The following is a 10,027-nucleotide window of genomic DNA, read 5'->3' as shown; positions in this document are numbered from 1 at the left end:
TGGCCGTCCTGCGCGCCGGGAGACATCCAGGACCGATCACCGTCACCGTCACCGCCGAGCAGTGCCGACCCCAGCACCTGCATCTCACCGCACAAGTTGTTACTGGTGCCACCTCCGACTTCACCCATTCCTGAAACCGGACAGCAAGCGCATCGCGACCGTCGACCGCCCGTCTATCCGTAACGCGAAAGCTCCGATTCTTTATGGCCTCACCACTTCACCCTGGTTAGAGCGGGGGAGCGGGCAGTGTCCCGGATCGTTCATCGAGCATGTCCAGTGCCACGTGCTGCTCACTACTTCTGCCGAAACCGGGCGTAATTGAGATTCGCACAACGTGACCGCAGAGCAGCGAGCGACCGCGCTTCGGCGGGGGTCCGTGACGGTCCAGTCGTCTCAAGATCGAGGCAGGTACCGTCGCCCGCCCAGCGCGGACGAAGCCTGGTCTGCCACTGCCTGTGCAGATAGTAGTGCCCGGCGACGCGGCGATCCGACCTTCGTGCCGTTACGCCGAGAACTACACCGAGGCCGGCGTCGTCCATCTCGCTGACAATCGTGCACCATGGACGAGCTGGCCTGGCCGAATTCGCAGCCGCTGGGCTCAGCGCCTACATTGGTGCCCACAATGTGGGTACCAACCACGCGATCGACATCTCCGGTGACGTGGCCCGAACACGGTCTTATCTGATCGCGGCTCACGTGCTCGACGCCGACAATTTGTACAGTCATGCCGACGGCGCCGGCTGGTACGACTGTGAACTGCGCCGCACCTATGAAGGCTGGCGCCTGACCCACGTCACCCTCAAGATTCGATACCTCTCCGGCGAGCCCATGGTCCACTCGGAAGCTTCGGGAGCGGCCGGGGTGACAGCGGTCTGGACGGGCGTCGACCCACCCTGTCGGCGCCTCTCACGCAAGCGACTGCCCCGAGTAGCGGTACACACAGGCAATCTTCGGTTCGTGCGTCATGATCAGCCAGCGACCGCGACGTACGTCGAAGGCCTCCCGAATCTGTGTCATTTTTGAGTCAGTCACCCGTCACCCGAGTACGGGAAGTATGGGGATGAACTTCAAGACGATCGAAGGATTTCCGCAGTGCCTCACTTCGCAATTCCCGGAACATATATAAGGAAGTGCAACCACCAGCACAACCCATCGACTACCTGCTACGCATATCGACCGGGCAATCGTGCCCGGTACACGGATGTCGGATACCTCCCGCCACGAAATGAAGCAACGCCCCCCAGGAGCTTTCTTCATAGGCACAGCACAGCGTTGTGAGCGCTTGGTAGAGATTGGTCTGCCACGAGTCTGGTTGCGGCGTTAACTCCTTAAATATCTGGTCTGGACCTCGCATAACGCCACCGCGATAACGGAAAAGGAAACAGTGGTTGGGAAGAATACGAGTGTCGATTCACTCTGGTGGCGTTTTCGTCGTTCCACCAACAGCTCTGGATCGATTCGTACGCGTGTGCTGGCGATGGCTCTTGTACCAAGCCTCGCGCTGGTGATCACCGGTTCGACATTCGTGGGTTTGGGGCTGGACGAGAGCTTGTCGGCGCGTAGGTGGTCGCAGGGTCTGGGGGTGCAAATCGACCCGTTGATCGGTTTCGTCGACGCGGTGCAGGCAGAACGGTCGTACAGCTTTCGGACTCTGGGTGAGGACGCGCAGGCGTCGACTGACCTGGCCGCGCGGCGACGCGGTAGCGACGCGGCTATCCAGAAGGTTGCCGATATGCTGCCGAAACTGATGGAGTTGAATCCCTCGGCCTTCACCAAGTCCACCCCCGCATTTCGGGCCCTGCTCGTCGAGTTGCCGACGCTTCGTCATGCGGTCGATATCAGACAGGCCACCCCTGCCGAAGTCGATGACTTCTACACTCGGCTGGCCGGAGTGATGTCGATCGGATTCTGGAGTTCTGCTCGTAGCTCCCCGGAGTCCGGAACTGCTTCCGACGAGATCGTCACCGCGGAGCTGTTCACCATTGCCGAACTGCATGCTCGTTCCCTCGGCCGCGTGTGGGGACCAGTACTGAACGGGGATCCTCTGAGTCTGTCGGATCGACAGGTCTATGCGCGTTTGATCGGCGCTTTCCATGATCGGTTCGACATGGTGGCCGGACAGTTGGAGAGCGAAGGCAAGGCACGCCACGACAAACTCGTTGCCAGTGACGAATGGCGTGTCATGGCCGCTGCCGAGGACGCTCTGACCTCGTCGGGACGACTCCCGGTCGCGGTGGATGAATGGTTGCGTGCGCAAGAAGCCATCGGTGATCAGCTTCGAGCGATGTGGGGCGAGTACTTCCGGTACTCGGAGAGGGTAGCGACGAAGTCGGCCGATGTTTCGGTGGATCGAAGTATCGCCGTGGGAATCGCGGTGCTCGTGGTGGCCGGACTGACCTTCGTCATCGCGGCGTTGTTGGCGCGATCTCTCATCCGCCGTCTGCGTTCTGTGCGAGACAAGACGCTGGAGTCTGCGCAACAGACACTGCCCTCGATCGTTCAGCGATTGAACGACGGGCAACAGGTCGACGTCGATGCGGAATTGGTCTTGGTCGACGACGGCGCCGATGAGATCGGCCAGGTCGCCGCTGCCTTGAACACGGCCCAGCGGACCGCGATTTCCGCCGCAGCGGCGGAGGCACGAACCAGGGGCGGCCTGAACAGGGTCTTCCTCGATATCGCGCGTCGCAGCCAGATCGTGGTCCATCAGCAACTCGAGGTACTCGACGCGGCCGAGGCCAAACAGAACGATCCCGACCATCTCGAGTTGCTGTTCCAGCTCGACCATCTGGCCACACGTGCTCGGCGCAACGCGGAGAATCTGTTGCTGCTGGGAGGCGGTCAGCCCGGGCGGCGGTGGCGCAATCCGGTGTCGCTGGAGGAGATCGTGCGCGGTGCGATCTCGGAGACCAGAGACTTCACCAGGGTCAGTGCGGTCCGATTGCCCGAGGTGAATGTGGCAGGCGCGGTTGTCGCCGACCTCATCCACCTGCTGGCCGAACTCATCGACAACGCCACGACATTCTCTCCGCCGGATTCCCTGGTGTCGGTGCGCGCCAATCTCGTCGGCAAGGGTGTCGTCATCGAGGTCGAGGACCAAGGGCTGGGGATCCGCTTCGAAGAACGCGAACGCCTCAACGCCATCCTGGCTGAGCCATCCGATTTCCAGGAGATGGCCTTGGCGGGGCATCGGCATCTGGGACTGTTCGTCATCGGGCAGTTGGCCCAACGCCACGGCATAGCGGTGAACTTGCTGGAGTCGGCCTACGGTGGGGTCAAGGCGATCGCGCTCGTGCCCGAAAATTTGCTCGTACACGCTGGCAGACGCGGCACAGACCGCGCCGAGCCCGCCCACTCCGAACCCGATAACGGCCACCAACGACCAGCCTTCGTTCCGCAGGCAGTGAGCGATCCGGTGCCGCGGCTGCCCGAAATCGCCCGCAAGCCGACCCCGCGACCTACCGGCGAGGTCCAGACCATCGACGTGACACCCCAAGTCACACCCCCCGGTCCAGTCCAGAGCCCCTCCCGTCGACCGGTGCGTCAATTGAACGCACCGACAAACGGCGCGCGGAAAAAGGCTCCCCTACCGCGGCGACAGCGCTCGACCCATCTGGCACCGCAACTGCGGATCACCACCGATGAAGCAGGGCCCGTTTCCTCCTCGATCGATGAACCGCGCAGGCGCAACCCGGAACAGGCACGCAACGCAATGACTGCGTTTCAGAGAGGTACACGTGACGGACGTGACTCGGACCGCAATGGAAGATAAACGGATGGTCAAGAGATGAACGAACACATAGGAAACAGTGCTACCGCGCGTGGGCTGGACTGGCTGCTCAATGATCTGCTCGGCAGGTTGGCCGGTGCCGAGAACGCTGTCGTGTTGTCGGCCGACGGATTGGTGATCGCCCGGTCGAGGAGTATGTCGCGCGAGGACGGAGAACATCTCGCGGCGATGGCATCTGCCTTGGGCAGTCTGGCCCGCGGTGTCGGCGATCAGTTCGGTAAAGGGCGGGTGCAGCAAACTGTCGTGGAACTCGAATTCGGCTATCTGGTAGTCACCGAGGCCGGGACAGGCGCCTGTCTGGCGTTGTTGGCCTCCGACCGTGCCGATCTCGGTCTCGTGGCATACGAGATGAACGTGATCGTGAGCAAAGTCGGTGACGCACTATCGGCCACTCCCCGTGCGGCCGTGAGTGATTCGCTGATCCGCTGATACCACATGACATACGACGACTCGTGGATCGATGATGAACCAGGCCCCCTGGTTCGCCCCTTCGCAGTGACTCGGGGCAGGGCGTCGCGGGACCTCTACGACCTCGACATCCTCACTCTCGTGGTGGCGATTCGTCCGGACACCGACGCGGTCGCGTTGGATCCGGAATACGCACGGATCCTGCGCATGTGCCGCGGCAGGCCGTTGACGATCGCCGAAATCGCCGCCGAGCTCAAACTGTTGATGGCGGCGGTGAAAGTCCTTGTCAGCGACCTGATCAGCTCCGGTCACGTGATATTCAGATCCCCCACCAAATCCGTCGGCCGGCCCGACGTACAGCTACTGCAGGCGGTTCTCGATGGCGTTCGTAACATCTGAAGACTTCGGCATGCCGGAGTTGGGCGAGGTCGAGGCGGTCAAACTCCTCGTCGCCGGAGGATTCGGTGTGGGCAAGACCACCCTGGTCAGCACTATCAGCGAAATCACACCGCTGCGCACCGAGGAGCGCCTCACTGATATCGGTGCCGCGGTGGACGATCTGACCGGCGTCGAAGGAAAGACCACAACCACCGTCGCCCTGGACTTCGGCAGGATAACGCTCACTCCCAACCACGTGTTGTACCTGTTCGGAACTCCGGGACAAGACCGCTTCTGGTTCATGTGGCGCGAACTGTCGGTCGGTGCCCTCGGAGCGGTGGTACTGGTAGACACACGCCGGATGCAGGACAGCTTCGCCGCGGTCGACTTCTTCGAATCACGCAACATCCCCTTCCTCATCGGCGTCAACTGCTTCGACGGCGCCGAAATCTACGACGAGGAAGAGATCCGCAACGCCCTCGACATCGGAGGACACATCCCGATCCAACTGTGCGACGTCCGACATCGCGATTCGGTCAAACTCGTACTCGTCCGACTCATAGAACACCTGATGCTCCAAGCCACCACCGACATCACCAGCAACTGGTAGAGGTGGTCGCGGGCTGCTGGCCCTGGCTCACTTTCGACGGTGGCGGTATTTCTGAGCCGAGAGGATGCAATGGCGGAGGAGTTGGAAGCTGGTCGGCCATACATTGTCGTTTGATGAATGTTTTCGTGTTGACGCCCTCGACGGGGCCGTTGCTGTAGGTAGCGCGGAGTTCATCGAGGTGGACGCGCCGCTCAACGGAGGCATACGGTATCTGGCCTCTGTCCAGACTGCAGCACTGCGCCACCGGCGCGAAAGGAGATACGAAGATGTTCGCCGACACGCGGGAATTGCTGCAGCTGGCCAAGATTTGGCTCCCCTACGGCGGGCCTCCCTCCGAGGAGATCGTCGTCAGGTTCGGGCTCAGCAGGACCGCCTTTAATCGCCGAGTGCTCGAGGTTCTGCGTTCCCCTGCCGTTGAGACCCTGACCCACGACGAAGCCGCCGCGATCGCGCGGATGGCTTCCGGTTCGCTCCGTACACCGCCCGCGAATGGGCGTCCGTAGCGAACTCACACCCGCGGGGCCGCGAATCGTGCGCCGCCAGGTTTCGCACATGACCGACGGGGTGCCTCCGAGCTTGACCTGGCCTACGCAAAGTCGACGCCTGGATCAGTCCAGCTCGGCTTCGACAACGACCACCAACGCACGTTGAGGACCAGGCGGTTGAGTAGGTGAAATACGCAAATGCACCGACGGTTCTCCCAAGTATTCGGACGATTGCGCTCTTCTGCGCCGCCACCGCTATTGCACCGTCCTGTCGACGCCCTCACCCACGAGCGAATCGATGTCCTGCCCGACCGCAGATCCAACATTCTCCGAGGCATGACCTATGCGACCACACGGATGTCGAGGTCGTCGTTCGTGGCCGATCGGTTTCCTACGCCGAGGCCTCGCGCAGCGCGCTGCCGGACGCGACCCAGGTCGCTGACAGCGTAGCAACCGACCACCGGAAGCGAGAGCCGAAGAAATCTACAGTCTCTTTAAGGAAGGAATAGTCTTTCGCAGGGCAGGCGCCGCGCTTTTTTGAGGTCCTGCTCGGTATTGAGTAAGATTTCGATTGTGTACCAGCGTCGATGGTGCCAGTCCCGGATCAAATTGTGAGTGGCCGCTGCGGTTGCTGCACATTCGAATACCACATCGCCCAGCCAGATCCGCAAATGGATATCCGTTCGGGGGCAGGAAGATGCCGGTTCCGTCGTGCTGGTGCATTGTCGGTCGTGCTGCTCTGTGAGGTTCACCGAACATCCCTGAGGCCTCGATGGTGTGGATGGTCCCGCTTGTGCTGTGTCTCAGTACTTAACGCTAGGAGATACAGGGGGGTATCACGTCCCACTGCTGGGGCAGTTTGATGATGCCTTTGAGGGAGGGCCATCGATGCTTGACCCCTGCAAGTGAGTGGTGCTTCCCGTGCGACTCTTCTGACGGGGTGTCGATCGGTGCTTTGAGTCGTCGGATTTGAGGATGGAGAGTTCCAGATTTTAGCGGTGGTGAGTTACTGTTTGTCCGCATCGATCGCGTGTGGGCGTCACGTGGTGGCCTACACAATGGCATTTCCAGATCGCGTCGTCACGCGGCTGCTTGCATCGCCTTGCTGCAGGGCGAGGTTCGTTCGGTGGTGCCCGATGAACATGCCGCTGTACGGTGCATACTCGAGAGCGGTGTAACAACCAGTCTGCCGGTCGAACTCGCTCGGTGATCAGTTGCGTGCACTGCTGCGCGCATTGCTGGCTGGTGGAGGCCCTGCAGTCGGGCAGCGAACTTCGTCGCTAGGGGGACGGACGCTGTCGATCGAGTCGACATCGGCCTGTGCAGAGATCCCATTGCCGCTGTTCGACTTCTGGACGGTCAGCTGTTGTAACCAGAACAGGTCCGCCCAGCTCGGAAAATTGCCGACGCTATACGTCTATTCCGAGATTTCGCATTTTTCGGTAGAGGGTGGACCGTGAGATTCCGAGCATGTCCGCAGTGGCAACCTTATTGCCTCGACAGCGATCGAGAGCGTCGAGCACACTTGTGAGTTCCGCAGCTGCTACGAGACTACGGTGCCGCACACCTGGGGCGGCGACTTCGCTCGCGGGCAGTCGAATGCACGACTCGTCGACTAATACGGTTGGTGCCCGCGGAACAGCCGCGCGGAGCACCTGCTCGAGTTCGGCGATATTGCCGGGCCAACAGTAGCCCCACAGCTGGCGACGTACTCCGGGGGCAAGACGTTTTACCTTTCCGTTATGGCGAAGGCCTGCGATTACCTCGTTCGCGATCGCGGGCAGGTCTTCGAGTCGTCGACGTAATGGCGGCACGTCGACCCAGATCGAGAATGGGAAGCTGTCAGCAGGCGCCGTATCCAGTGCCTGCGCTGTTGCGACAACCTGGTGTTGAAGGCCCAATCGAGCGACAGTATTCAGAGTCGTCGCCAGCATTTGGGGCGCGAGCGTATCGATATGGGTGAGCAGCACTCGAGGGTGCTTGACAGCGGCGCTGAGCCGTGCTGACCACGATGCGTCTGCATCGCCGGCGTCCAGCACTTGGATCGTACTAGCACTGCCGAGCTCCAGCAGATGCCGTGCGATGGTGGTCTTGCCTACGCCCGGTTCCCCGGTCAAGAGCGTATGAGCACCGAGTTCATGCGCTTCGGCGAGCTGGGACCGCAATTCGACTGTGGTAGGGGACGCCCCCGGAAGTACTGATGCGAATTCAACTTCGCCTATCGCAGAGGTTGATGGCTCGCCCGCCCGCGGCAGTTCCAGTTCGATCAATACTCCCGCCGACAGCGGTCCAGCCTGGATTGGTATGCAGCTGGCGCGAACCGCCTCCGAGGTCGACAGCGGCAGTGTTGTCCTCCCGGTGTGGCAATGGGCACGCGCCCATTGCCACAGCAAGCTCTTGTCCATCGATTTGATATGGAAAGCAGCCCCACTGGTGGTCATGAGCATACGTTCGTTCACAGCGATGACCTCGCTGATGCGTGAGCCGCTCGCGCGCAGGAATGCTTGAGCCAGGACCGAGTCGCTGTCGAGATCTGTGCGAGGGACGCCGAATCCGTCGGGTCGCGTCCTGTCCAGACCGCAGAGATCATCGCCCACCACTGCTGCCGCAGCGTGATCTTCTCTGCGGTCAGCTTCGCTGTTCGGCCAGGAACTCGGTATGGGAAGTGCTATGTCATTCACCTTTCCCGTCGCGATTGAGCGAAATGGCACGACAGTGCACCGCTAGACGGCATCTGGCCGGTATCGCCGAGCCGCGATCGTTCGCCTCAACTTCCTGATCTGTCCTTGGGGGACAGGTCGAACCGTGAATTTCCGGCCCACGGGCGTCCTTGGGCAAACGGTCGGCTGGACGACTTTGTCCTCCTGCATATGCCGCCGGATACTCGGTTGGGTCGACGGCTAGGACAGAGCGAAGAGGCGCGGTTGGGGAAGTTGCAGCTAGGGGCAGAGTTGGCTGCGCCTGGCGAGGATTCGGCGACGCAAGCCTGCTGCCGTCGGAGGATTCAGACCGTGTCGGATCGACCTGATGGTATCGATTCGGACATGACGGGGCGGCTCGCCGTCGAATCACGCGGCTGCCATTCTCCTTTGGCGCGAGATTCACTTGGTCGGGGTATTTTCGAACAGTGAGCGGTCGATGGGGCACAGGCTCACATCACCGGTCCCATCGTGAGCGCATTCGGTTTCGGACGTCAGGGGGAGCCTCAAGACCTTTGCCGCAGCGCCGCGGGAGTGCTCCATGGCGAATGCACGCGAGGCCGGATTGTGAGCCGCGATGTAAAGGCCACACAGCATGCTATCGATGGCATGGGAATCGATGAATTCGCAGGTTTGTGCGTACGGAACGACTTTGGCACGGATGTGGTCGTGAGTGACGATCATCGACTGAACGAGCACTATTCGAACCGATCCCGGAGCCATCATCGTGACACTGATTCCCGCACCGGCGAAGTCGCGGTGTGCCACAGCGGTGAATCCCAGGGTTGCGTACTTGCCGACAAGGTATGGGCCGATCGGCATCACCTGCGGCGGAACTCCGAGAGAATGCTCCCTGCCATCGTTGAGAATGTGGGCGGGTTCACCTCGGCTGGTGGCAGCGCGTGAGTTGGCAGCGAATGCACGGGTGTCGGTGCGGATACCGCACATATTGACTTCGAAAAGGCGCGCAGCGAGTGCTGTGTCCAGTCCAGCGTCAGGCTCGGCCCCTATATCCACGCCGTCGGTAAGAAACTTGGTGTTTCCGAAGTTCTCGTGCACGTGAGTTGCGAGTTCCACCATGGCCTTGTCGTCCGACACATCGGCGGCGGCCCAACTGGCGCTACCGCCTTCCGCTGCGACCATATCGGCGGATTCACGTGTGTCGCTGTCCGAGGCGATGACGACGCGAGCTTCTCGTCGCCTCGCTTCGCGGGCCAGCGTCCGTCCGACTCCTGCACCTCCGCCGGTAACGACGACGACCGCGTCCTCCACACCAGCCATAGCGTGTGCCCTTACTTCTGAGTCCCCTAATGCTGTGATGGACGTTACGATCACCAGCACTTGGGAACATCTCCCCTCGGGGCTCCTAAAATCACTCGTAGGGGTTGATTGTGGCTTTCGGCAGCTCACAGGCTGTCGCTGAGTGGCGGTTGGCGTTGCGATCTGCGCGGATGCGGAAACAGATTTCCGAATACCTGACCATCCCAACACCAAGCGAGTCATTAACTACGCTGTGCCGCAACATGACTCGGCCAGAGATAGTGGCAGATTCTGCGTCAGGCCTACTATCCGGGATCAACGGATCCGACCGTGCCCACAGCGCGCCGGTCACGACCGGATCAATCACCTGGAAGGTGTCGGAAACTCTGCGTCACAG

The 10,027-nt window shown here is 61.3% G+C and carries 8 protein-coding genes; 6 read left to right on the top strand and 2 right to left on the bottom strand.

Features of this window, described 5'->3' with window-relative positions:
• Positions 1–552: 552 nt before the first annotated feature.
• From DAT37_RS20560 to DAT37_RS20535, 6 genes are all read left to right on the top strand, one after another.
• Complete coding sequence (locus tag DAT37_RS20560) at positions 553–1,023, top strand: nuclear transport factor 2 family protein (protein WP_157978580.1); 471 nt, start codon at positions 553–555, stop codon at positions 1,021–1,023.
• A 454-nt stretch (positions 1,024–1,477) separates the two neighbouring features.
• Positions 1,478–3,772 (top strand): sensor histidine kinase, encoded by a 2,295-nt coding sequence (locus DAT37_RS20555; RefSeq protein WP_157978579.1) that lies wholly within the window; start codon positions 1,478–1,480, stop codon positions 3,770–3,772.
• Between the two features lie 15 nt (positions 3,773–3,787).
• Positions 3,788–4,219, top strand: a complete 432-nt coding sequence (locus DAT37_RS20550) for a roadblock/LC7 domain-containing protein (RefSeq protein ID WP_109526447.1) — start codon at positions 3,788–3,790, stop codon at positions 4,217–4,219.
• A 6-nt stretch (positions 4,220–4,225) separates the two neighbouring features.
• On the top strand, positions 4,226–4,597 hold the full coding sequence (locus tag DAT37_RS20545; protein ID WP_109526446.1) for a DUF742 domain-containing protein: 372 nt from the start codon (positions 4,226–4,228) through the stop codon (positions 4,595–4,597).
• A gap of 10 nt (positions 4,598–4,607) precedes the next feature.
• Positions 4,608–5,186 (top strand): GTP-binding protein, encoded by a 579-nt coding sequence (locus DAT37_RS20540; RefSeq protein ID WP_109526445.1) that lies wholly within the window; start codon positions 4,608–4,610, stop codon positions 5,184–5,186.
• Positions 5,187–5,452: 266 nt separating this feature from the next.
• Positions 5,453–5,689 (top strand): hypothetical protein, encoded by a 237-nt coding sequence (locus DAT37_RS20535; protein ID WP_109526444.1) that lies wholly within the window; start codon positions 5,453–5,455, stop codon positions 5,687–5,689.
• 1,391 nt (positions 5,690–7,080) lie between these two features.
• Here the strand turns inward: DAT37_RS20535 and DAT37_RS20530 are convergent.
• Complete coding sequence (locus tag DAT37_RS20530) at positions 7,081–8,268, bottom strand: helix-turn-helix domain-containing protein (RefSeq protein ID WP_157978578.1); 1,188 nt, start codon at positions 8,266–8,268, stop codon at positions 7,081–7,083.
• A 504-nt stretch (positions 8,269–8,772) separates the two neighbouring features.
• Positions 8,773–9,651 carry an SDR family NAD(P)-dependent oxidoreductase gene (locus DAT37_RS20525; protein WP_157978577.1) on the bottom strand — a complete coding sequence of 293 codons (879 nt, stop codon included), beginning with the start codon at positions 9,649–9,651 and terminating at the stop codon, positions 8,773–8,775.
• Positions 9,652–10,027: the final 376 nt, after the last annotated feature.

Origin of the sequence: Nocardia aurea, assembly GCF_003123685.1 — a bacterium.
Lineage (GTDB): Bacteria > Actinomycetota > Actinomycetes > Mycobacteriales > Mycobacteriaceae > Nocardia > Nocardia aurea.
The sequence above is the reverse complement of the archived record's forward strand: the minus strand, read 5'-3'. Positions and strand labels throughout refer to the sequence as shown.

What these genes read in the sequence shown, in the direction of transcription:
- DAT37_RS20545 (WP_109526446.1), top strand. Translation starts at nt 4,226, where the DNA reads ATGACATACGACGACTCGTGGATCGATGATGAACCAGGCCCCCTGGTT.
- DAT37_RS20540 (WP_109526445.1), top strand. Translation starts at nt 4,608, where the DNA reads ATGCCGGAGTTGGGCGAGGTCGAGGCGGTCAAACTCCTCGTCGCCGGA.
- DAT37_RS20525 (WP_157978577.1), bottom strand. Translation starts at nt 9,651, where the DNA reads ATGGCTGGTGTGGAGGACGCGGTCGTCGTCGTTACCGGCGGAGGTGCA.
- DAT37_RS20555 (WP_157978579.1), top strand. Translation starts at nt 1,478, where the DNA reads ATGGCTCTTGTACCAAGCCTCGCGCTGGTGATCACCGGTTCGACATTC.
- DAT37_RS20550 (WP_109526447.1), top strand. Translation starts at nt 3,788, where the DNA reads ATGAACGAACACATAGGAAACAGTGCTACCGCGCGTGGGCTGGACTGG.
- DAT37_RS20535 (WP_109526444.1), top strand. Translation starts at nt 5,453, where the DNA reads ATGTTCGCCGACACGCGGGAATTGCTGCAGCTGGCCAAGATTTGGCTC.